Below are 21673 nucleotides of genomic sequence, written 5' to 3' on the forward strand. Positions count from 1 at the left end.
ACCTCACGACTGCGGGAGCCCGCGTGTGACGACCTGCCGAGGGCAGGCAGCGCCAGCCGGGCTGAGAGGGCTTGTGCCGACCGTAAGAACCTGATCCGGCTTGTACCGGCGTAGGGAAGGACGAGGATTTCGTGGAGGAGTACCGGGGCGACGCCCAGCTGGCCGACGTCGCCGTCATCGGCGGGGGAGTCGTGGGCCTCGGGATCGCCTGGGAGGCGGCGCGCTCGGGGCGGCACGTCGTCGTCGTCGATCCAGCCCCAGGCTCGGGGGCAAGCTTCGCTGCAGCGGGAATGCTCGCCGCCGTGAGCGAGTACCACTACCAGGAGGAAGAGCTCCTCGGCCTCATGATTGCGTCCGCCGAGTACTGGCCGGAGTTCGCAAGCCCCCTCGCCGTCGAAGCTGGATATCTCCGTACCCCCACGCTGTGCATCGCGGCGGACGCTGCGGACCGGCAGGCGCTCGCTGACCTCCGCAGAGTACAGGAGCACTACGGCCTCGACGTCCGTTCGCTTTCCGTGCGTGAGGCGCGCCAGCTCGAACCGCTCCTGGCCCCCGGGATCTCCGGTGCCTTCGAAATCGCCGCCGACCATCAAGTGGATCCGCGCCGGCTCCTGTCCGCCCTCCTTTCCCGCCTCGGCGAGGAAAGGGTCGTTCGCGAGCGGGCACGGGGCCTCCTCTGGGAGGGCGGTCGGGTCGTGGGCGTGCGCTTGGCCACCGGCCGGGAGCTGCGTGCCGCGGAGACAGTCGTGGCGAACGGCCTCGAAGCCCGGTCCCTCGACGGCGTGCCGGTCCCGCTTCCGCTGCGGCCGGTCCACGGCGACATCCTCCGACTCCGCGTCCCCCCGCACCTCCGCCCCCTCCTGACCGCCACGGTGCGAGGACTCGTGCGGGGCAAACCCGTCTATCTCGTCCCCCGCGAGGACGGGACGGTCGTGATCGGTGCAACGCAACGCGAGGACGGCTCCGAGGGCGTCTCCGCGGGTGGGGTGTACGAACTCCTCCGGGATGCGCAGTCGCTTGTGCCGGCGGTCGCGGAGCTCGAGCTCTACGAGATGACGGCCCGCGCGAGGCCTGGCACGCCGGACAATGCGCCGCTGCTGGGCCGCGTCGCGGCGCGATGGGTCCGGTCGCCCTCCGAGGGCACAGCGATGGACGACGGCGGGGACATCCCCGGCCTCATCGTCGCCACTGGCTTCTTCCGCCACGGAGTACTGCTGACCCCAGCTGCCGCGCGGGTCTGCCGGGAGATCCTCGACGGCGCGACCGAGGAACGCTGGAACGCGTTCCGCCCCGACAGGTTCATGGACCAGGCCCAACGGGATTCTGCAGCCTCAGGAAGGACCGCATGAACGCTTCACCTACGCTTGCGCTCACCGTCAACGGCGAGCGTCGTGATCTGACCGAGGGATCGAGCATCCTCGACCTCGTCGCAGCGACCACCGGCCGCTCGCTCGGCCCCGACGGTCGCCCGTCCGACGGCGCTCGGCTGGGGGTCGCCGTCGCCCTCAATTCGGAGGTCGTGCCCCGCGCTCGCTGGGCCGCCACCCCGCTCGCGGCGGGAGACGCCGTCGAGCTCGTCACAGCCATGCAAGGAGGCTGACATGGGAATGTCCATCACCACCGCAGAAGGCACGAGGGAACCGCTCCTCGCCGACGATCCGTTCGTGGTCGACGGCGTGGCCCTCGGGTCGCGGCTCATCATGGGGACGGGCGGGGCACCGAGCCTCGACGGCCTCGGCGACGCACTCGAGGCCTCTGGAACAGAGCTCACGACTGTCGCCATGCGTCGCTTCTCGCCGGCCGAGCAGGGCTCGCTGTTCCAGCTCCTGGTCGAGAAGGGTATTCGGGTCCTCCCGAATACCGCCGGCTGCTTCACGGCACGCGACGCCGTCCTCACCGCCGAGTTAGCCCGCGAGGCTCTCGAGACGGATTGGGTCAAGCTCGAGGTCATCGCCGACGAGACGACGCTCCTCCCGGACCCCATCGAGCTGGCCGATGCGACCGAGCAGCTTGTGGGGCGCGGATTCAAGGTCTTCGCGTACACGAACGACGATCCCGCCTTGGCCCGCCGCCTCGAGCAGCTGGGGGCGGTTGCCGTCATGCCGCTGGGGGCGCCGATCGGCACGGGGCTTGGCATCCTCAATCCGCACAACATCGAGCTCATCGTTGCGCGGGCCGAGGTACCGGTCGTGCTCGACGCAGGCATCGGGACCGCCTCCGATGCCGCGCTCGCAATCGAGCTCGGGTGCGACGCCGTCCTCCTCGCGACCGCGGTGACCCGAGCCCAGGACCCGGTCCGGATGGCGACGGCGTTCCGGCACGCTGTCGCGGCTGGTCGCCTCGCGGCTCAGGCCGGGAGGATCCCTCGGCGTGAGCACGCGCTCGCGTCGAGCACGATGGAGGGCCGCGCGCAGTTCCTCTGAGCGCTGAACCGAATGCGCCGCTCCGAACCGAGCGCGCCGTTCCGAACCGAATGCGCCGTCACGTCCGCAGGGTCTGAACCCTGCGGACGTGACGGCGCAACGGAGTATGAGGCTCGGTTTGCTCAGCCCTTGAGAACGTGGGTGAGGTCAGCGACGTCGCGCTTCTCACGTCGACGCTCCACTAGCTTCGTCACCGCGAACGAAGCCACGATGCCCAGCGCCATGGGGACGACCCACGGCATCCACAGGAGCCCCGTGAGGTAGCCCGTCCCGGCTGCGACCAGAACGATCCAGGAAAGACACGCGACGACCACTCCGAGCGCCACGGGCAGCATGATGCCGTACTTGCCGTGCCGCCGGTCTGCCGCCCAGAGCGCAAAGCCGATTCCGCCCGTCACGATGACGTCGATGACGAGGGACCAGACAGTCTCCACTGGTCAGAGGGCGGCGAAGCCCACGCGGCGCTGCTCCTGGGCCCCGAGCTCGACGTAGCCGATGACCTTCGCAGGAACGATGATCTGGCGTCCCTTCTCGTCCTGGAGCCGAAGCTCCGTCTGCCCCGAGATCGCCTCGGCCACGAGCTTCGCCACCGCATCAGCGTCCTGGGTGGACTCGAGCACGATCTCGCGTCCGACGTTCTGGATGCCGATCTTGATTTCCACGTGGTCTCCCTTTTGCTCGGTCAAATTGCTCGTCAAAACATGAATTCACCGGAGGGCCCAAGCCCGCCGGTCTTCTATACGTACCTTAGGCCTCTTTGGGGAATCGAGAGATTCCGCGCCAAGCCAAACGCGAAACGAGATCGCTCGCGACGTCGAGGTCCAGATCCCGCGAGGTCTCGAGCCAGTAGCGGGCGCTCACCTGGGCCATGCCAGCGAGCCCCCGGCCTAACAGCTGCGCCTCGACCAGTGGCAGCTTGGTGTCGGCCGCGATGACGCGCGCGATGGCATCGGCAAAGCCGCGATTGAAGGTTTCGAGCCGCGATGCGACGTCGGGGTCGTTGACGAGGTCAGATTCAAAGACGAGGCGATGAGCCTTGTCGTCCTTCGCGATGAACTCGTAATAGGTGCGCATGACGGCGCGCACACGCTCGCGATTGTCGTTCGTCGAGGCGAGCGCGGACCTCATAAGCTCGGTCAGTGCCGCAAGGTGGCTGTCCAGAAGGGCGAGGTACAGATCACGCTTCGAGGGGAAATGCTGGTACAGGACAGGCTTCGAGACCTGGGCGGTCTCTGCGATGTCATCCATCGCCGCTCCGTGGTAGCCATTCGCCGCGAAGACTTCGAGGGCTGCGTTGAGGAGCTGCGCCCTCCGCTCGTCCCTCGGGAGGCGCGGTGACCGCATCGACGCTGCGCGAGGCTCGGTGCTCACAGCCCCACCTTTCTCTCACGCACAAACTATGCATTTACTCTACCCGCGGGTCGCCTCGCCGACGCATCCGCCACACGTTCGGGCATAGGCTTGAAACATGTCCCTGACGTCCGATCAGCTCACGCTCCCGCCGCTCGTTGAGCCGGCGCCTCCGCTCACTCCCAAAGAGGTGCAGCGCTATTCGCGGCACGTCATCATTCCCGAGATCGGGGACATAGGGCAGCGGCGGCTGAAGAACGCGAGGGTCCTCGTCATCGGGGCCGGGGGCTTGGGCTCGCCGGCCCTCCTGTACCTCGCCGCCGCGGGAGTCGGAACCCTCGGGATCGTCGACGACGACGCCGTGGAGCTCAGCAACCTGCAGCGGCAGGTCATCCATGGCGTCTCCGACGTCGGGCGCCCGAAGGCGCATTCCGCCCGGGACGCAGTCCGAGAGCTCAACCCTCTCGTCGATGTCCGCCTCCACGAGGTGTACCTCGACTCCTCGAACGCGCTCGAGATCTTCGAGGATTACGACCTCATCCTCGACGGCACGGACAATTTCGCGACGCGCTACCTCGTCAACGATGCTGCGGCGATCCTCGGCAAACCCTATGTGTGGGGGTCGATCTTCCGCTTCGACGGACAGGTGAGCGTGTTCTGGGAGAAGTACGGCCCCACGTATCGCGACCTCTATCCGGAGGCTCCCCCTGCAGGCTCCGTTCCATCATGCGGCGAGGGCGGCGTGTACGGGATGCTGTGCGCGACTATCGGGGCCTCGATGGTGACAGAGGCAGTCAAGCTCATCACCGGCGTCGGCCGCACCCTGCTCGGGCGAGTCCAGCTCTACGACGCCCTGCGCGCGACCTGGCGCGAACTCCGCGTAGCGAAGGATCCAGAGGGGCAACCCATCACCGAACTCATCGACTATGAGGCGTTCTGCGATGTCGCCCCCGCCGCTCCGACCGCCGCAGGGGGTTCGGTCACGGCCGTCGAGTTGGCGGAGATGCTCGCTGCCCGGGACGCGGGCCTCCGCGACTTCGAACTCATCGACGTCCGGGAACCGGGGGAGTATGCAATGGTGAGCATTCCCGGCGCGCGGCTCATCCCTCAAGGGCGCCTTCTCTCAGGCGAGGCCTGGGGTCAGCTCCCCAAGGACAAGGACATCGTCTTCCACTGCAAGTCGGGAGTGCGTTCTGCGAACGTCCTCGCAGCTGCCCGGGAGGCCGGATTCGGCACGGCGCGGCACCTCGAGGGCGGAGTCCTCGCATGGGTCAGGGATGTGGAGCCGGAGAAGCCGACGTACTGAGGCTGGCGCCGTCGTCGGCCCCTCCAGACCCGACGAGGAGGCGGGCTGCGGTGCGCTCAGCCCACCCGCGAGTGGTCGATCGGACAGTCTTCGGCGGACTCGGCAGGCTTCTGGCCGTCTCGGTCGTCGCCGAGCGACTCGGCGACGACCGAGGGCAGCTCGATGCTGATGCCGTAGAGCGCGTCGAGCGCGGCGAGGTATTCGGCTTCGCGGCCCTGCGCCGCCAGCTCACGCGCGCGAACAGTAGGCGTATGGAGGAGCTGTTTGACCATGCGGCGCATGGCGAACTCGACTTCCTCGGCGGCAGCCGTGCAGCCGTGCCGAGCCCTGACCTTCTCGATCTCGGAATCGAGGACCGCCATGGTGTGGCGGCGCAGTGCCACGATCGCGGCGTCGGCCTGACGTGCTTGGCGCTGGGACTCGAAGTCCCTCGTGGCGGCGTCGACAATCCGACTGGCTTCGCCGAGGGCCTCCGCCTGCTCCTGGGGGGCTGCGAGGCGCACGGACTCGAGGGTCACGAGCTCGATATTCTCGAGCGATCCGACGGCGGGATCGAAGTCGTGGGTCAGCGCGAGATCGATCACGATCAGTTGCTGCCGCGACTCCGAACGGATGGCGGCAAGCTCAACCGCTTCCATCGGCGTTGTCGACCCGCTGCAGCCGATGAGGACGTCCGCGTGCGCGATGGCATCGGGAAGCTGCTCGCTCGTCACGGCGACCCCGCCGCGTGCCGCGGCAAACTCCTCGGCTCGGCCTGACGACGAGAACACCTCGACGTGCGTGCAGCCGCGCTCGCGGAGCAGCGCCATGGTGGCGCCCGCGTAGGCGCCGGTTCCGAACAGGACCGCACGCTTGCCCGACCAGTCGGGCTCTTCGGCGAGATCGGTTGCGAGGTCGAGAGCGACCGAGACGATGGAAAGGCCGCGGCTGCCGAGCGCCGTCTGGGTCCCGACGTCCTTCGCGGTGCGCGACGCGGCTTGGAAGAGGCGGACGAGCGAGGGGCTCGCCGTTCCTTCCTGCTGAGCGGAGATGAGCGCGCGGCGCACCTGGCCCGCGATCTCGCGTTCCCCGACGACGGCGGAGTCGAGTCCCGAGCTCACCGCGAAGAGGTGGCGGGCGACGTCGGCCCCGTCCTTGGTGCGGAAAATGTCCGAGACAGTGGGGCCGGGCAGCCCGCTCCGCTGGCTGATCTCGGCGACGAGGGCCGAGCGGGCTGCCTCAAGGTCTTCAGGTGCGGGTGCCTCGGCGTAGATCTCGTAGCGGTTGCACGTGGAGAGCACGACGGCACCGGAGACGGCCGGGGACTCGGAGGCTGATGAGGCCACGGTCGAAGCGCCGTTGCTCAAGAGGGCAACGGTTTCCAGATTCAGATCGGCGTGAGTCGCCACCATCGAGAAAACAACCACAGCGCGACCATCATAGCTTTTCGATCCGGTGTAGAACACGCCACTTCCAACGAGATCTCGGCGACGCACTTGTGACACATCGTCAGCATGAGGCCTTGCCCCCTCTGAGAGAATCGGCCTATGACCCTCAGCCCTGACCACCCCCTGAAGGACGGCCGGACGGCGCAGTCTCCCCTCATCACGGCGTATCGGGGAGCCCGCCCGAGCAATCGCCCCGTGTGGTTCATGCGGCAGGCCGGCCGTTCACTGCCCGAGTACCGAACCGCTCGGGAGGGCGTCGGCATGCTCGAGGCGTGCCTCAAGCCCGAGCTCGCTGCGGAGATCACCGTCCAGCCGGTCCGGCGGCACGGCGTCGACGCCGGCATCTTCTTCTCGGACATCGTCATCCCCCTCAAGCTCGCGGGGATCGGTGTGGACATCGCGCCAGGCGTTGGGCCGGTGCTCGACCGGCCTATCCGAACCCCCGAGGACGTCGCTGCGCTCCCGCGTCTCGACGACTCGATCTTCGCGCCGATCCGTGAAGCGGTCCGCCTCACGGTCGAGGAGCTCGGAAACACCCCGCTCATCGGCTTCGCAGGCGCCCCGTTCACCGTCGCCGCCTACATGATCGAGGGGCGGCCGTCCCGCGACCATCTGGGCCCCCGGACCATGATGCACGGCGACCCCTCGACATGGCAGGCGCTCATGGAGTGGACCGCTGACGCCTCGGGTCGGTTCCTGCGGGCGCAGATCGAGGCCGGTGCCTCCGCCGGCCAGCTGTTCGACTCGTGGGCGGGCTCGCTCGGCCTCGAGGACTACCGCCGCAGCGCGGCCCCGTACTCCTCGAGAGCCTTGGACCACGTCCGCGACCTCGGCGCGCCCCTCGTGCACTTCGGCACCGGCACGTCCGAGCTCCTTGGCGCGATGTACGAGGTGGGAGTCGACGCAGTCGGAGTGGACTACCGCCTCCCGATCCAGGAGGCCAACCGCCGCTTGGGCGGGCGCGTCGTCCTCCAAGGCAACATCGACCCCGCGCTGCTCGCAGCGCCCTGGAACGTCCTCGAGGCGCACGTACGCGAGATCGTCCGCCATGGGGCGTCCGCTCCCGGCCACGTCCTCAACCTCGGCCACGGCGTGCCGCCCGAGACCGACCCGGGCGTCCTGACGCGGCTCGTCGAACTCATCCACTCCATCTAGGCGAGATCTAGGCGAGCCATGGAACGAGAGCAGGGCGCGGGGGGCCAGAAGCGTGCTCCCCGCGCCGTCGTTGTCGGCGGGGGAGTCGCCGGGCTGTGTGCTGCTCTCGAACTGCGGGGGCGGGGCATCGACGTCACGGTCCTCGAGGCGGCCGACCGGTGGGGCGGCTGCGTGGGGAGCCACGAGGTCGCAGGGCTCACGCTCGACAGCGGTGCAGAATCCTTCGCGACCCGGACCGACGGTGTGAAGAGCCTGCTCGGCGATCTCGGCCTCGCGAGCGAGATCGTGGCCCCGCATCCCTCAGGGGCGTGGGTCCAGCTACCCCGTGGAGCAGAGGAGCTGCCCAAGGCCGGGATCCTCGGCATCCCGTCTAATCCCTGGGACCCAGAGGTGCGTTCGGCTCTGGGCCTGTGGGGATCGCTCAGGGCGTCCCTCGACCGCTATCTGCCCACCCGGCCGCCGACCGACCAGGCGAGTGTCGCCGCCGTCGTCCGTTCTCGCATGGGCAAGCGGGTCCTCGAGCGGCTCGTCGCGCCTGTCGTAGGAGGCGTGCATTCGGCGGACCCCGAACTCCTCGACATCGACATGGTGGCACCGGGGCTGCGCGCCCTCATGGCCGAGCGGGGCTCGCTCGCCGCGGCGGTTGCGGCCCAGCGGGAGCGCAGCGCGGTGCGGTCGGGGGCGAAGGCAGGCTCGGCCGTCGCCGGGATCAGGGGCGGCATGAATCGTCTTGTCGACGCGCTTGTGGAGCGGCTCGCGGACGACGGCGTCACCCTCCTGAGCGGGCAGCGCGCTGAGCGCCTCGACCACTCGGGCGAGACCTGGCACGTCGGGACGGCAGCGGCCGACGGCGCCGCCCAGACGTTCGACGCGGAGCTGGTAGTCGTCGCGCTCGGAGGGCCCGCGGCGGTCGAACTGCTCTCGGACGCGGTACCCCAACTCGCGGGCCACGAGCCCGTGCCGGGCCCCGAAGTCAAGCTCGTGACACTCGTCCTCGACAAGCCCGAGCTGGACGCACGGCCCCGCGGGACAGGCGTGCTTGTCGCGCCGCAGTCGCCGGGCCTGCAGGCGAAGGCCCTCACCCACGCGACGGCGAAATGGTCGTGGCTGGCGGAGCAGGCGGGGCCGGGCACCCATGTAGTGCGGCTGTCATACGGCCGCGCCGAGGACGCCGGGAGGCCCCTCGACGACGGTCCCGAGACCGACGACGAGCTGTTCCGCGCCGCGCTCGCCGACGCCTCGATCCTGCTGACCGTACCCGTCGCCCCCGAGGACGTCTTGGGGTGGGACGTCGTGCGCTGGGAGGGGGCGCTGCCGTTCGCGACGGTGGGCCACCGCGAGCGGGTCGGGGAGATCCGTCGGCTCATCGCCGCTCAGCCGGGCCTCGCCGTCGTCGGCGGGTGGGCGGCAGGCAACGGGCTGGCGTCTGTGGTACCGGACGCCCGCAAGCAGGCCGGGGAGCTCGCAGACCATTCTGTGTGACTTTCATCTCTTTCTGCCTCTCTACAGCCTGTAGAAGTAGTTTTGAATTCGATTTGCCGCCAACGAAGGAGCACACTGGAGCCATGAGCCACACTTTTGATGAATCTGTCACCAAAACTCTGCCTGAGGGTGGCCCCAATGCCGAGGCTCCCGAGCAGCAGTTCTTCACCCTGTGGGCCGTCTTCGGCAGGGTATCCGGAAGCGCTGCCCCCGCGGCGAGCGCCGTCTCCGATTTCGAGGCCCTCGTGGCTCGCCTCGGCGAGAAGGGCGTGACCGTACGCGGCCTCTACGACGTCTCGGGGATGCGCGCAGGGGCGGACATCATGGTGTGGGTCCACGGCGCCAAGCCGGAGGACCTCCAGCAGGCGGTGCGCGACATCCGTCGCAGCGAGCTGTTCGCGGGCACGGAACAGACGTGGAACGCGATGGGCGTGCACCGCGAGGCCGAGTTCGCGAAGAGTCATACTCCCGCCTTCTCGCGCGGGGTCGAGCCGAGCACGTGGCTCACGGTGTACCCCTTCGTGCGCTCCTACGAGTGGTACCTCCTTCCCGCCGACGAGCGCTCGCGGATGCTGCGCGACCACGGCATGCTCGGTCGCGACTTCCCCCAGGTCATCTCCAACACGGTCTCGGCGTTTGCGCTCGGGGACTGGGAGTGGATCCTCGCGCTCGAGGCTCCCGAGCTCGTAGACCTCGTCGACATGATGCGGCACCTCCGCTACACCGACGCGCGGAACCATGTGCGCGAGGAGGTCCCGTTCCACACGGGCCGGCGCATCTCCGCTGCCGAAGTCGCCGAGGTCCTCGCGTGAGCACGCCTGGGGACGCGGCCCCCGAGTCGCTGCGCATCAGCACCTCTATCAACCCGGTCACTGAGGCGGGCCGGATGGAGCCGAAGGGCTACGACGCCGTCCTCCTCGCCTCGTTCGGGGGGCCGGAGGGCCAGGACGACGTCATCCCGTTCCTGCGCAACGTCACCCGCGGTCGCGGCATCCCGGACGAACGCCTCGAAGAGGTCAGCCACCACTACCGCGCGTTCGGCGGCGTGAGCCCGATCAACGGCCAGAACCGCGAGCTCAAGGCGGCGCTCGAGGCTGAACTCGATGCTCGCGGCATCGAACTGCCGGTCTACTGGGGCAACCGCAACTGGGATCCGTACATCCCGGAGACGCTCCAGAGGATGTACGACGACGGCCATCGCCGCGTCCTCATGCTCACAACGAGCGCCTACTCGTGCTACTCGAGCTGCCGGCAGTACCGAGAGGACATCGGCGTCGCGCTCACGGAGACCGGGCTGGCGGGGCGCCTCGAGGTCGACAAGGTGAGGCAGTACTTCGACCACCCGGGCTTCGTCGAGCCGTTCGTCGAGGGCACGACGGCGGGACTTGCCCAGGTGCGGGAAGCGCTGGATGCGGCGGACGGCTCGCGCGACGGGGAGATCCGGGTGCTCTTCGCAACCCACTCGATCCCCACGCGGGACGCCGAGGCCGCAGGCCGCTCGGGCAGCGAGCCGCGCGAGTTCGAGGGCGGATCCGCGTACGTGGCGCAGCACCTCGCGAATGCGAGGGCCGTCATGGCCGCGGTCGCCCCGGATGTGGCCTGGGATCTCGTGTACCAGTCGCGCTCTGGCGCGCCGCACATCCCGTGGCTCGAGCCGGACATCAACGATCACCTCGAGGCGATCGCTGGCGGCGAGGACGGCGCGCCCATCGTCAAGGGTGTCGTCATCGTTCCGCTGGGCTTCGTGAGCGACCACATGGAGGTCGCGTGGGACCTCGACACCGAGGCTCTCGAGACGTGCGAGAAGCTCGGCATCCAGGCCGTGCGCGTCCCCACGCCGGGCGTTCATGGCAAGTTCGTCGCCGGCCTCGTGGACCTCATCCGCGAGCGGACGTCCGATGACACCGTTGCCGACCGCCCGCACGTGACCGATCTCGGCCCGTGGTACGACGTGTGCCGGCCGGGGTGCTGCGAGAACTTCCGGGGGGCGAAGCCTGTTATCGCCGAGGCAGGAGTAGAACTCGCCGGGGCGTCCGCCGGGCAGGACGAGTCCTGACCATGTCCGTACGCATCGGGACCCGCGGAAGCGCGCTTGCCCTCACTCAGACACAGCAGACCGCCGACCTGCTGGCCGCCGTGGGCGGGTTCGAGACCGAACTCGTTCGCATCAAGACCGAAGGCGATGTCCGCACCGGTTCCCTCGCCCAGCTCGGCGGGACGGGCGTGTTCGTGGCGGCCCTGCGCGAGGCGCTCCTTGCCGACCGCTGCGACGTCGCGATCCACTCGCTCAAGGACCTTCCGACAGGCGGGACGCCAGGCCTCGCTCTTGGCGCGATCCCCGCGCGGGCCGACGTGCGGGACGTGCTGTGCGCACGGGACGGGCTCACTTTGGCCCAGCTGCCGGCGGGCGCCAAGGTCGGCACCGGCTCGCCCCGCCGTGCCGCCCAGCTTCGCGCCGCGCGGCCCGACCTCGAAGTCCTCGACATCCGGGGCAACGTCGACACCAGGCTCGGCCGTGTCCCGGGTCTGCCCGGGAATGCTCCTGAAGCCCCCGGCGACCTCGACGCCGTCGTCCTCGCCGCAGCCGGCCTGACGCGCTTGGGGCGCACCGACGTCGTGAGCGAGTACTTCGAACCCGACGTCATGCTCCCGGCCCCGGGCCAGGGGGCGCTCGCCGTGGAATGCCGCTTCGAGGACGCGCCCGTGCGTGAGAACGGCGTCCTCGTTCCGGACGCCGTGCAGGGAGTGCTCGCCCAGGCGCTGGCCGCGATCGACGACGCCGACACCCGCCTTGCCGTGAGCGCGGAGCGAGCGCTGCTCGCGAGGCTCGAGGCGGGCTGTGCCGCGCCCGTCGGTGCGCTGGCCCGCCGCAAGGGGAGCCTGCTGTACCTCGACGCCGTCGTGTGCTCACCCGATGGCAGGCAGAGCGTCCGGCTCAACAAGGCGAGCGATGGCCTGACCGACGTCGGCGCGCACCTGCTCGGCATCGAGCTCGCCGAGGAACTGCTGGAGCGCGGTGTCGCAGATTTCGCGGAGCTGGGCGCCTGAGCATGGCTCACGATTCATCGCGGGGTGCGGGCGAGCTCTGGGGAAGGCGTGTCCTCCTGACCCGCAGCCCCGATCGCGCGGGCGCCATGGAGTCGGCTCTGGCCGAGGCCGGTGCGGAACCGCTGCTGCTGCCGCTCATCGACTTTGAGCGCACTTCCGACGGCGACGCGCTCGCCGAGGCGTTGGGGCGGCTTAGGGCGGGGGAGTATGCGTGGCTCATCGTCAGCAGCATCACGACCGTGCGGGCCCTCAAGGACTACTCTGCGCAAGGGGGCTTCAGCCTGGCAGACCTCGTGCCGGAGGGCGTCCGCGTCGCGACGATCGGACCCTCTTCACGTCGGGTTCTCGAAGCAGAGGGGCTGGGGGTCGACCTCGCGCCCGAAGGCAGGCAGTCCGCCGAAGGACTCCTCGAGGAATGGGCCTATGCCGACGATGGCGGCGCGGCCGGATCAGATGGCGTAAGCGCGGTCCGGGTGCTGCTCCCGCAGAGCGACCTCGCCGCCTCCACGCTGGCGGATGGCCTCGCGGCGCGAGGCTGGGCCGTCGACACCGTGACGGCCTACTGCACCGTCGACTATCCCGCAGACCCGCAGCGCCGCCTCACCGCCGAGCTCGCCGTGGGCACCGAGCCGGCCAACGCCGTCGTCCTCACGCCCGCCGAAGCGTGCGCCCAGCTCGCTGAGGGCACCATCGACGCCGTTGTGGCCGCGTCGCCCAGTGCCGCGCGGCGCATCGAAGAGGTGCTGCGACCCCTCGAGGAAACGCGTCTCATCGCCATCGGGCAGCCGACGGCAGAGGAGCTGCGCTCGCTTGGCCTCGTGGTCGCCGCCACCGCCCCGAAGCCCACCCCCGCAGGGATCGTGGACGCGATCATCCACGCACTCTCCCAGCAGCCCCGGAAGGACAATTCATGAGTTTCCCCCATCACCGCCCCCGCCGACTGCGCCAGACCCCCGCACTGCGCCGGCTTGTCGCCGAAACCCGGGTCCACCCTGCTGAGCTCATCCTTCCCGCGTTCATCCGCGAGGGGATCACCGAACCGGCACCGCTGCAGTCCATGCCCGGCGTCGTCCAGCACTCGACCGATACGCTCAAGCGCGCTGCCGTCGAGGCCGCCGAACTCGGCCTGGGTGGCATCATGCTGTTCGGTGTGCCCGAAGTCCGGGATCCCTCTGGCTCGGCGTCCCTCGATCCGGAGGGAGTGCTGAACGCCGCCATCCGCAGCGTGCGTGCGGAGGTCGGCGACGATCTTGTGGTCATGAGCGACGTGTGCCTCGACGAGTTCACCGATCACGGGCACTGCGGAGTGCTCGACGACCAGGGACGTGTCGACAACGACGCGACCCTCGAGATCTACGCCCAGATGGCCGTGGCCCAAGCCGAAGCCGGTGCTCACGTGCTCGGGCCGAGCGGCATGATGGATGGGCAGGTCGCCGTCATCCGCCAGGCGCTCGACGCCGCGGGGCATCAGGACGTCTCGATCGTCGCCTACGCGGCGAAGTACGCCTCGGCTTTCTACGGACCCTTCCGCGAGGCTGTCGACTCTCAGCTGAAGGGCGATCGCCGCACGTACCAGATGGACTCAGCGAATCGCCGCGAGGCGATCCTCGAGGTGGAACTGGATCTCGAGGAGGGCGCGGACATGATCATGGTCAAGCCGGCCATGAGCTACCTCGACATCCTTCGGGACGTCGCGGACATGAGCCCGGTCCCCGTGGCGGCATACCAGATTTCGGGCGAGTACGCGATGATCGAGGCGGCTGCCGCGAACGGGTGGATCGACCGGAAGGCCGCGATCCTCGAGTCGGTGCTGGGGATCCGCCGCGCGGGGGCCAACATGGTGCTCACGTATTGGGCCCCCGAGATCGCCCGGTGGCTTCGCGAGGGCTAGCTTCGGGAATGCCGGAGGCGGGGAGGCGGTTTCAATGCGTATGCATGGAGCAAGCGAAGAGGTCCCCGTCCTTCTCGGCGTCAACACCTTCGGTGACGTAGGGCTCGGCCCGGACGGTGAGCCCAAGCCGCACGCCCAGGTGATCCGCGACGTCGTCGAGGAGGGGAAGCTCGCCGACCAAGTCGGGCTCCACGCCTTCGGCGTCGGTGAGCACCACCGAAAGGACTTCGCCGTCGCGGCGCCCGAGGTCCTCTTGGCCGCGGTCGCAGCCCAGACGCAGAACATCCGGCTCGCCTCGGCCGTCACGGTGCTCTCCTCCGACGACCCGGTGCGGGTGTTCCAACGCTTCTCGACGCTCGACGCGATCTCCCGCGGCCGCGCCGAAGTCATCCTTGGACGCGGCTCGTTCATCGAGTCCTTCCCGCTCTTCGGGTTCGACCTCGAGGACTACGAGGTGCTCTTCGAGGAGAAGCTCGAACTCTTCGACCGTGTGCGGTCACAGAAGCCCATCAACTGGGAGGGCCGCACGCGCCGACCCATCCGCGGGCTCACCGCCTATCCTCACCTCGAGGACGGACTCCTCGACACGTGGATCGGCGTCGGGGGAACTCCCCAGTCGGTCGTGCGGGCGGCGCACTACGGCTACCCCGTGAGTTTCGCGATCATCGGCGGCGAGCCCGCGCGATTCGCCCCTTTCGTCGACCTCTACAAGCGCTCCCTCGAGAAGTTCGGCAAGCCGTACACTCAGCTCGCGACCCATTCGCCTGGGCACGTCGCGGACACGGATGAACAGGCCCGAGAGGAGCTGTTCCCGCACTGGCTCGCGATGCGCAACCAGCTCGGTGTGGAACGTGGCTGGGGCCCGGGTAGCCGCACTGAATTCAACGCTCAGGCGTCGCGGTCGGGCGCGCTCTACGTGGGTTCGCCGGAGACGGTCGCACGGAAGATCGCCGAGACGCACCGTGTTCTGGGGACCGAGCGCTTCGACCTGAAGTACTCGAACGGAACCCTGCCCCACGGCGCGATGATGAAGAGCATCGAGCTCCTCGGAACGAAGGTCGCGCCGCTCGTTGCCGACATGCTCGCGTAGGGCTCGTCCCAGTTCGCGCTCCAGCCCCTTTCTTCGCAAGTCTGGGCCGTGTCGTCGCCGCCGCGCGCGGTTTCGGACCGATTGGGAAATCACAACCGGGCGAGAAGGGCGGGGCGCGGCAGCCTGACGGGTCGGATGGAAGAATGGAGCCCATGACCACCTCCGAGGACCTTTACAGCCGCGCCCGCTCGCTCATGCCCGGAGGGGTGAACTCGCCTGTCCGCGCCTTCGGTTCCGTGGGCGGAACACCGCGCTTCATCGTGTCCGCCAAGGGCGCCTACGTGACCGACGCCGACGGGCGGGAGTACGCGGACCTCGTATGCTCGTGGGGGCCCGCGCTGCTGGGCCACGCGGTGCCGGAGGTTCTCGCTGCGGTGCATGCCGCCGTCGATCGCGGTCTTTCCTTCGGTGCGTCGACGCCGGACGAGGCTGCGCTAGCCGAACTCGTCATCGGCCGAGTGCCCGCGGTCGAGAGGCTTCGCATGGTCTCGACCGGCACCGAGGCGACGATGACGGCAATCCGGCTCTCGAGAGGCTTCACGGGTCGGGACCTCGTCGTGAAGTTCGCTGGCTGCTATCACGGACACGTCGACGGCCTCCTCGCCTCGGCGGGCTCCGGCGTCGCCACGCTAGCCCTTCCGGGCTCGGCTGGGGTCACGGCCGCGACCGCTGCGGAGACCCTCGTGCTCCCGTACAACGACCTCGCCGCCGTCGAGGCCGCCTTCGCCGAGCACGGTCCGCGGATCGCCGCCGTCATCACCGAGTCCGCCCCCGCGAACATGGGCGTGGTGGCACCGGGGGAGGGCTTCAACGCCGGGCTTCGCCGGATCACCCAAGAGCACGGCGCTTTGTTCATCGTGGACGAGGTGCTCACGGGCTTCCGCGTCGGCCCGGCCGGCTACTGGGGAATCACCGGGCAGGCGGAGGGCTGGGCGCCGGATCTGTTCACTTTCGGCAAGGTGATCGGCGGCGGCATGCCGGTTGCTGCACTTGGCGGACGCGCGGAGGTGATGGACTACCTCGCGCCCCTCGGCCCGGTGTACCAGGCCGGTACGCTCTCTGGTAACCCTGTGGCCATGGCCGCTGGTGTCGCGACGCTCTCCCTCGCGACCGACGATGTCTACGCGCACATCGACGCCCGCTCGGCCGAACTCTCCTCGGCCCTCTCGGACGCACTCTTCGCCGAGGGCGTGGACCATTCCATCCAGCGCGCGGGGAACCTGTTCTCGGTCGCGTTCGGGACCTCGGAACGAGGCGTCCACAACTACGCAGACGCCCAAGCCCAGGAGGTGTTCCGCTACGGGCCGTTCTTCCACTCGATGCTCGAGTCCGGTGTGTACCTGCCGCCGAGCGTCTTCGAAGCGTGGTTCCTTTCCGCTGCGCACGACGACGCCGCAATGCAGCGGATCTTCGACGCTCTTCCGGCAGCCGCGAAGGCAGCTGCGGCCGCGACCCCGGTTACGGAGTCAGGGAGCGCCTCAGGGAGCGCCGCCGGTGGCGGCGAATCACCGGCGCAGTCGGACCCCTCGCTCACGGCCAACTGACCACTCCCTGAAGAAGATCTGCCCACTCGTCGCCCTCCGACGAGTGGCCAGAGCTCGCTCGACGAGTGGCCAGATCTCGCTCGACGAGTGGCCAGATCTCGCTCGACGAGTGGCCCGCTGTCACACCCCTCGTGTGAGAACGGGCACCTGTTCGACAAGCAGCGCAATGCCGATTCCGAGCATGATGACCCCGCTCGCCAGCGTCACGAGTTGGGCGCGGCGAGGTGCGGCGCGGAGCAGTCGTCGCGCGGCAACGGCCACCAGCGCATAGACGACGACGGTGATCACCACGTGGATGAGCCCGAGCATGGCGGTCTGGACCGGCACCGGCAGGGGGGAACCTGTCTGGACGAACTGCGGCATGACCGCCATGTAGAGCAGAAGGGCCTTGGGATTGATCCCGCTTGTGCCTGCGCCCCGGAGGAAGTCGCCAAAAGCCCCGCTCCGCCCCGGCAGGGCTGCGCCGTCGGCGTGGTAGCCGGCCCCTCGCCAGCCGCGCGCCGTCGTCATCCCGAGCCACAGGAGGTACAGCGCGCCGGCAATCGAGAGCCACGCGACGAGCGAGGGCCGGGCCGCGAGCAGTACCCCGAGACCTGTCGCGACGATCGCCGTGAGGCCCAGATACCCAGTGCACAGGCCTGCCACGGAGGGGGCAGGTGACCCTCCGCGGATCCCCGCCGCGATGGTGTAAGCCCAGTCCGCGCCAGGCGTGAGCGCAAGCGTGAGGGACACTGCGGCGAAGCCGAGGAACGGGGCGAAATTCATATCGCAAGACTAGGGACTTTGGGTTGAGAGGTGCTCACCTCTTCTCGCTGGACTCGACGAGCCAAGAGGTAGATTCTTCTCATGATTGACCGGATTGATCGAAATATCTTGCGCGTGCTTCAGGATGACGGACGGATGACCGCTACTGCCCTTGCTTCCGAAGTCGGGTTGACACTGGCGCCGTGCCACCGGCGGCTCAAGGACCTTGAGTCGAGCGGCGTCATCCGTGGATACCACGCCGAGGTCGACCCTGCGAAAGTGGGCCTCGGCTTCGGCACCATGGTGTTCGCGACGCTTCGAGAGACCTCCCGCGAGGCCATCCAGGCGTTTGAGGAGGCTGTCGTCTCAGAGCCGCAGGTGGTCGAGGCATACCGGCTGTTCGGCGACCCCGACTACCTCCTCAAGTGCGTTGCCGAGGACCTGCCCGGGTACCAGAGGCTCTATGACGAGCGGCTCGCGGCCCTCCCGGGCCTTGCAAAGCTCACGTCCACCATCGTCATGCGAGACCTGAAGGGCGCAGGGGGACTTCCGCTTTAGGCCGCCCGAGGCGACGTCCTGAAGGCACACGACGGCGACACTAGTGGTGAGTGCCGCCGTCGTCCTTTGAGAGGAAGCCGCCAAGGGGCGCGCTGACCCGTCGCCGCCCCAACAGGCGTTGCCATGAGGTCAGAGAACGTCGCTCAGGAAGCGCTGGAGCCTCTCCGTGCGGGGCGAGCCGAAGATCTGTTCCGGCGCGCCCGTCTCGACGACGACGCCGCCGTCCATGAAGGTGACAGTGTCGGAGACGTTCCGGGAGAAGCCCATCTCGTGGGTCACGACCACCATGGTCATGCCGCCCTTTGCGAGATCGGCCATGAGCGCGAGGACACCCTTCACGAGCTCCGGGTCGAGCGCGGAGGTGGCCTCGTCGAAGAACATGACCTCGGGCTTCATGGCGAGCGCGCGCGCAATCGCCACACGCTGCTGCTGGCCACCTGAAAGGTTGCCTGGGCGCGCGTCGGCCTTGTGCTTGAGGCCCACGAGGTCGAGCTGCGCGAGAGCCTCGGCCCTCGCCTGGTCCTTCGGCAGCTTGCGCAGCTTCCGAAGTGCGAACGAGACGTTCTCAGCCACCGTCTTGTGCGGGAACAGGTTGAACTGCTGGAAGACCATTCCGATCCGCCGGCGCAGCTGGTCCGGGTTGTCCTTGAGCACAGAATTGCCGTCGAGGAGGATGTCCCCTTCGTCCGGCTCGATGAGCCGGTTCATGACGCGGAGGAGCGTTGACTTCCCCGAGCCGGACGGACCGATCACCGAGGCGGTACGGCCCTTCTCGACCCGCAGATCGATGCCTCGCAGGACGTGGTTCGACCCGAACGAGAGGTGGATTCCCTTCGCCTCGAGGGAGCCGGATGCGAAATGCGACTCAGACATGTGCTGCCCCCTTGCCTATCGGCGCCGCAAGCTCGTCGGGCTCAGCCTTCTGGGGCTTTCCCGTCCGAAGCCGGCGATCGAACCAGTTCACGAAGTGCGTCAATGGGATGGTCATCGCGAGATAGAAGAGCGCAGCGGCCACGTACGGGGACAGGTTGCCCGTGTTGGCGGCCGTGTCCTGGCCGATCTGGAAGAGCTCGCGTTCGCCGGATGTCAGCCCGAGGGTGAAGACGAGCGACGAGTCCTTGATGAGCGCGATGAGCTGGTTCACGAGGGCGGGAAGCACGCGGCGGACGCCCTGCGGAACGACGATCATGCGCATGGAAGGGCCATAGCCGAACCCGAGGGCCCGCGAGGCCTCGAGCTGTCCCTTGTCGACACTCTGGATGCCCGAACGGAAAATCTCCCCAATGTAGGCGGAGGACATCAGGGACAACGCGGCGATGCCCATGGGGTAGGGACTCGTGATCCCCGTGAGCTGCCGGAAGATCGGGCCGAAGCCCAGTCCGATCGCGAGGATGGTGAGGACCGCCGGGAGTCCACGGAACACGTCCGTGTACACCCGGGCGGCCCACCGCGCCGCAGGATTGCGCGAGATGCCCATGAGCGCGAGCACCATGCCGATGAAGCAGCCGATGACCGCGGATACGACCGCGAGCACGAGCGTGTTCAGGAGGCCGACTGTGAACATCGTCGGGAGGACATCACCGATGACCTTCCAGTCGAAGAAGGTCTCGCCGAGCTTGCTCAGATCCATATGGCGCCCGTCCTCTACTTGGTTGCCGGAACCTGGACGGCCTTGCTGCCCGGCTTCCAGCCGTCAGGAGTCTGCTCCTTGATGGTCGGGCGGTCCGGGTACCACTGGGCCGTGAGCTTGGACCAGGTGCCGTCGGCGATCACGGCGTCGAGCGCGGAGTTCAGCGCATTCGTGAGGGCCGTGTTGTCCTTCGCGACCGCGTAGGCCGTGAAGTTCTGGGTGTTGACCTTCTTCTGGGCGATAGTCGTGCCGTCACCTGGCTTGACCGCACCCTCAGCCTGCTGGGACGGAGCCACCCAGGCATCGATCTGGCCGCTCTTCACGTTGGCGTAGACCGTGTTGTAGTCCGGGAAGCGGACCGGGTCGAGCTTGAGGGTGTTGGTCACGAAGTCGTCCTGGACCGTCCCCTGGACCACGCCGATGCGCACGCCCTGCTTGAGGTCGTCGAAGGACTTCACCGAAGCGCCCTGCTTGGTGACGATCGCCATGTACCCGAAGTCATAGCCATTCGTGAAGCCGACGGTCTGGCGGCGGGCGTCCGTGGTGGAGATCGAGGACGAGCCCATGTCGAACTGCTTGTTCGCGACCTGGGCGAGCAGGCTCTGGAACTTCGTCGAGGCGAATTCGACCTTGAGCCCGAGCTTTGCGGCCATGGCCTTGAGGAGCTCGTTGTCGTAGCCCGTGAAGTTGCCCTTGTTGTCGATGAAGATGTTCGGCGGCGCGTCCGAGAGGGTGCCGACCTTGATCACGCCGGGGGTGATGAGGCCGAGCTTCGACGTGTCGATCTTGTCGAGCGGCGTCACCGAGGCAGTGGTGTACTTGTCGGTGGACTGCTGGTCCGAACCCTTGAGGGCATCGGTGGGTGAGCTGGACGCGCTCGTCCCGCCGCCGCACGCGGCGAGCGTCAGGGCGAGAACTGCCGCCATCGGGGCGGCCGCGAGCCACTTGGGGGCCTTGAACTTCATGGGCCTTCGCTTTCGTTGGGGGAATGCAGGACGCGCGGGACGCCGTCTATAGCAGGGTCACGGGCGTGTCAGAGCTGCATACCATTATGTGCAGAGGCTGTGAAACATTCTTTTTCGGAACTTGTTCCGCAACATTCGCACTTTGAGCGAAGGATCTTCGAAAAATCCCGATGAGGAGGATTGACTGGTCCGGGGCTTTCCCCCACCTCCTGAACAGATGCAGGCTGCGTTGCTCCGTATGGGCCTGAAATAGGCTTGTGAGATCTGTCTCAGATGCCGGACAAAGCCCGTTCCGTCTGTCAGTTCCTCGGGCGCGACCGGAGGCTAGAAGCCGCCTCGCGTTGCATCTATCGGGGCTAGGACGGGCCAGTCGCCTTCGACGACGGCGGCGGGCTTGGTCCGCCGAAGGTAGGCCTGGAAATCTGCTGCTTGGGCGAGGGACCAGTCCACTTGGCTGAGGTGCAGAGCGGCTGCCGGCTTGTCGAGTTCGGGAAACCTGAGGGCCATCGCGTCCAGCAGTTGGACTGCGGCGAGGGCGTCTGCGGCCGAGGTGTGGGCGTCATCGAGCACGACTCCGTACTGTTCGCAGAGCGCTCCGAGCGTACGCTTGCCCTTCCGATAACGTTCGACCTGCTTGTTGATGACGTACGGATCGAGGACAGGAAAGCGCGTGAGCTGCGGCAAGCCGTGGCGTGCGCACTCGGCGGCCATGACTGTGAAGTCGTAGACCGCGTTGAATGCGACGACGGGCACCTCGTCGTCGAACAGCTTCTGGAGCACCCCGGAGATCTCCGGCACGACCTCGGCCGCCGGGCGGCCTTCAGCTCGAGCTCGTTCAGTCGTCACACCGTGCACCTGGGCAGCCTCGGCCGGGATCTCGACGCCCGGGTCGGCGAGCCACTCGTGCGCCGACTCGACGGCCCCATCCGGTCGGAGCACGACGATGCTGGCCGTGACGATGCGCGCCGCGCGGGCGTTGCGCCCCGTTGTCTCGAGGTCGAAAGCGGCACGTGATCTGCTCTTCCAGGTCATGCCCCACACGGTAACGGGAGGGCCCGAC

Annotated in this window: 22 protein-coding genes, 1 pseudogene and 1 riboswitch; of the genes and pseudogenes, 14 read left to right on the forward strand and 9 right to left on the reverse strand. The window is 68.3% G+C overall.

Translation table 11 applies throughout. From position 1 onward, the window contains the following. Nucleotide 1: 1 nt before the first annotated feature. A riboswitch (TPP riboswitch) is annotated at nt 2-135 on the forward strand. The 3 genes from thiO (at nt 132) to L0M17_RS06050 (ending at nt 2423) form a co-directional block, all read left to right on the forward strand. Then, nucleotides 132-1349, forward strand: a complete 1218-nt coding sequence (gene thiO / locus L0M17_RS06040) for a glycine oxidase ThiO (protein WP_241052874.1) — start codon at nt 132-134, stop codon at nt 1347-1349. (Overlaps the previous riboswitch by 4 nt.) Next, nucleotides 1346-1600 carry a sulfur carrier protein ThiS gene (gene thiS, locus L0M17_RS06045; protein ID WP_241052876.1) on the forward strand — a complete coding sequence of 85 codons (255 nt, stop codon included), beginning with the start codon at nt 1346-1348 and terminating at the stop codon, nt 1598-1600. Before thiO ends, thiS begins: the two co-directional genes overlap by 4 nt. 7 nt (nt 1601-1607) lie before the next feature. Further along, on the forward strand, nt 1608-2423 hold the full coding sequence (locus tag L0M17_RS06050; protein WP_255732538.1) for a thiazole synthase: 816 nt from the start codon (nt 1608-1610) through the stop codon (nt 2421-2423). Between the two features lie 122 nt (nt 2424-2545). On the opposite strand, the gene L0M17_RS06055 is transcribed toward L0M17_RS06050, so the two are convergent. The 3 genes from L0M17_RS06055 to L0M17_RS06065 form a co-directional block, all read right to left on the reverse strand. Further along, nucleotides 2546-2857, reverse strand: a complete 312-nt coding sequence (locus L0M17_RS06055; protein WP_241052879.1) for a hypothetical protein — start codon at nt 2855-2857, stop codon at nt 2546-2548. Between the two features lie 3 nt (nt 2858-2860). Further along, a complete protein-coding gene (locus L0M17_RS06060; RefSeq protein ID WP_241052881.1) occupies nt 2861-3085 on the reverse strand; it encodes a DUF3107 domain-containing protein in 225 nt (74 codons plus the stop codon). An 85-nt stretch (nt 3086-3170) separates the two neighbouring features. Beyond that, the gene (locus L0M17_RS06065; protein ID WP_241056330.1) at nt 3171-3767 is read right to left on the reverse strand and encodes a TetR/AcrR family transcriptional regulator; all 597 of its coding nucleotides are present in this window, start codon (nt 3765-3767) and stop codon (nt 3171-3173) included. Nucleotides 3768-3891: 124 nt separating this feature from the next. On the opposite strand from L0M17_RS06065, the gene moeB reads away from it, so the two are divergent. Further along, nucleotides 3892-5079 carry a molybdopterin-synthase adenylyltransferase MoeB gene (gene moeB, locus L0M17_RS06070; RefSeq protein WP_241052883.1) on the forward strand — a complete coding sequence of 396 codons (1188 nt, stop codon included), beginning with the start codon at nt 3892-3894 and terminating at the stop codon, nt 5077-5079. A gap of 56 nt (nt 5080-5135) precedes the next feature. On the opposite strand, the gene L0M17_RS06075 is transcribed toward moeB, so the two are convergent. Next, on the reverse strand, nt 5136-6485 hold the full coding sequence (locus L0M17_RS06075; protein ID WP_241052885.1) for a glutamyl-tRNA reductase: 1350 nt from the start codon (nt 6483-6485) through the stop codon (nt 5136-5138). Nucleotides 6486-6605: 120 nt separating this feature from the next. Here L0M17_RS06075 and hemE point away from each other — a divergent pair, with 120 nt between their 5' ends. The 9 genes and pseudogenes from hemE to hemL form a co-directional block, all read left to right on the forward strand. Continuing rightward, nucleotides 6606-7661 (forward strand): uroporphyrinogen decarboxylase, encoded by a 1056-nt coding sequence (hemE, locus tag L0M17_RS06080; RefSeq protein WP_241052894.1) that lies wholly within the window; start codon nt 6606-6608, stop codon nt 7659-7661. A gap of 18 nt (nt 7662-7679) precedes the next feature. Continuing rightward, on the forward strand, nt 7680-9143 hold the full coding sequence (hemG, locus tag L0M17_RS06085; protein ID WP_241052896.1) for a protoporphyrinogen oxidase: 1464 nt from the start codon (nt 7680-7682) through the stop codon (nt 9141-9143). A gap of 83 nt (nt 9144-9226) precedes the next feature. Continuing rightward, a complete protein-coding gene (gene hemQ / locus L0M17_RS06090) occupies nt 9227-9955 on the forward strand; it encodes a hydrogen peroxide-dependent heme synthase (RefSeq protein ID WP_241052901.1) in 729 nt (242 codons plus the stop codon). 74 nt (nt 9956-10029) lie between these two features. Beyond that, complete coding sequence (locus tag L0M17_RS06095) at nt 10030-11199, forward strand: ferrochelatase (protein ID WP_241056331.1); 1170 nt, start codon at nt 10030-10032, stop codon at nt 11197-11199. 2 nt (nt 11200-11201) lie between these two features. Then, nucleotides 11202-12191, forward strand: a complete 990-nt coding sequence (gene hemC / locus L0M17_RS06100; RefSeq protein ID WP_241052904.1) for a hydroxymethylbilane synthase — start codon at nt 11202-11204, stop codon at nt 12189-12191. Nucleotides 12192-12193: 2 nt separating this feature from the next. After that, nucleotides 12194-13105 (forward strand): uroporphyrinogen-III synthase, encoded by a 912-nt coding sequence (locus tag L0M17_RS06105; RefSeq protein ID WP_241052905.1) that lies wholly within the window; start codon nt 12194-12196, stop codon nt 13103-13105. After that, nucleotides 13102-14082 (forward strand): porphobilinogen synthase, encoded by a 981-nt coding sequence (gene hemB, locus L0M17_RS06110; RefSeq protein WP_241052907.1) that lies wholly within the window; start codon nt 13102-13104, stop codon nt 14080-14082. Before L0M17_RS06105 ends, hemB begins: the two co-directional genes overlap by 4 nt. A gap of 34 nt (nt 14083-14116) precedes the next feature. Beyond that, on the forward strand, nt 14117-15172 hold the full coding sequence (locus L0M17_RS06115) for an LLM class flavin-dependent oxidoreductase (RefSeq protein WP_241052909.1): 1056 nt from the start codon (nt 14117-14119) through the stop codon (nt 15170-15172). Between the two features lie 143 nt (nt 15173-15315). Beyond that, nucleotides 15316-16623: pseudogene (gene hemL / locus L0M17_RS06120) on the forward strand (glutamate-1-semialdehyde 2,1-aminomutase); the annotation flags it as partial. A 213-nt stretch (nt 16624-16836) separates the two neighbouring features. On the opposite strand, the gene L0M17_RS06125 reads toward hemL, so the two are convergent. Next, nucleotides 16837-17481 carry a LysE family translocator gene (locus tag L0M17_RS06125; protein WP_241052911.1) on the reverse strand — a complete coding sequence of 215 codons (645 nt, stop codon included), beginning with the start codon at nt 17479-17481 and terminating at the stop codon, nt 16837-16839. 81 nt (nt 17482-17562) lie between these two features. Between L0M17_RS06125 and L0M17_RS06130 the strand changes: the two genes are divergently transcribed. Then, nucleotides 17563-18018, forward strand: a complete 456-nt coding sequence (locus tag L0M17_RS06130; RefSeq protein WP_241052913.1) for an Lrp/AsnC family transcriptional regulator — start codon at nt 17563-17565, stop codon at nt 18016-18018. Nucleotides 18019-18147: 129 nt separating this feature from the next. On the opposite strand, the gene L0M17_RS06135 is transcribed toward L0M17_RS06130, so the two are convergent. From L0M17_RS06135 to L0M17_RS06150, 4 genes are all read right to left on the reverse strand, one after another. Beyond that, complete coding sequence (locus L0M17_RS06135; protein WP_241052915.1) at nt 18148-18891, reverse strand: amino acid ABC transporter ATP-binding protein; 744 nt, start codon at nt 18889-18891, stop codon at nt 18148-18150. Further along, entirely contained in the window at nt 18884-19648 is a 765-nt protein-coding gene (locus tag L0M17_RS06140) for an amino acid ABC transporter permease (protein WP_241052918.1), read from the reverse strand. The genes L0M17_RS06135 and L0M17_RS06140 overlap by 8 nt, the downstream gene beginning before the upstream one ends. Before the next feature lie 14 nt (nt 19649-19662). Further along, nucleotides 19663-20613: an ABC transporter substrate-binding protein gene (locus L0M17_RS06145; protein WP_241052919.1), complete on the reverse strand. Its 951-nt coding sequence runs from the start codon at nt 20611-20613 to the stop codon at nt 19663-19665. 324 nt (nt 20614-20937) lie between these two features. After that, a complete protein-coding gene (locus L0M17_RS06150) occupies nt 20938-21645 on the reverse strand; it encodes a 3'-5' exonuclease (RefSeq protein WP_241052922.1) in 708 nt (235 codons plus the stop codon). Between the last annotated feature and the right edge of the window lie 28 nt (nt 21646-21673).

The sequence above is a fragment of the Sinomonas terrae genome (genome assembly GCF_022539255.1).
Taxonomy (GTDB): domain Bacteria; phylum Actinomycetota; class Actinomycetes; order Actinomycetales; family Micrococcaceae; genus Sinomonas; species Sinomonas terrae.